Source organism: Rhizobium phaseoli (assembly GCF_010668805.1).
In the GTDB taxonomy this organism is placed as follows: domain Bacteria; phylum Pseudomonadota; class Alphaproteobacteria; order Rhizobiales; family Rhizobiaceae; genus Rhizobium; species Rhizobium phaseoli_A.
This window is the reverse complement of record NZ_WUFT01000115.1, coordinates 1-407: the sequence shown is the minus strand read 5'-3', so window position 1 is coordinate 407 and position 407 is coordinate 1. Positions and strand designations below refer to the sequence as shown.

Annotated in this window: 1 protein-coding gene; it reads right to left on the bottom strand. The window is 61.2% G+C overall.

From position 1 onward, the window contains the following. A partial coding sequence (locus GR197_RS32185) for a hypothetical protein (protein WP_204330533.1) occupies positions 1–181 on the bottom strand: 181 nt, incomplete at its 3' end. Positions 182–407: the final 226 nt, after the last annotated feature.

Sequence of the window (407 nt, the reverse complement as noted above, 5' to 3'; positions counted from 1 at the left end):
GAGTGGCGGCCCCTATCGCTGCTGCACCGTGACCGTGAGCGCAATCTTCGTCTGATCCGCCCGCCAGCTTGCAGACCAAAAAGGCCTCGTTGGCACCACACTCGAGCGCCGCGGTCTGTTGCTGAGTTTGGCAGGCGGTTGCCGTCAAAGCCAGCAATGCGGCTGCAAACAACCTGGTCATGGGATTCCTCCAGCAACTTTGCTTGCTTATCGCAAGCGTGATAGCCGAGTCCGGTCACCTCTTCTGCTTTGGCAAACGTTCGGGCCCCCGTTGCGCGGCCTGGCGATGCTAACGATCCCGTTCAAGCGCCGCCTATTCCGACCTATGAGCGTCGGCATCCCGCAGCAGGGATCACGGTCAGGAGCAGTCACGTCCGCTTCACCAGTTCGATCGGTGCGCCCATTGT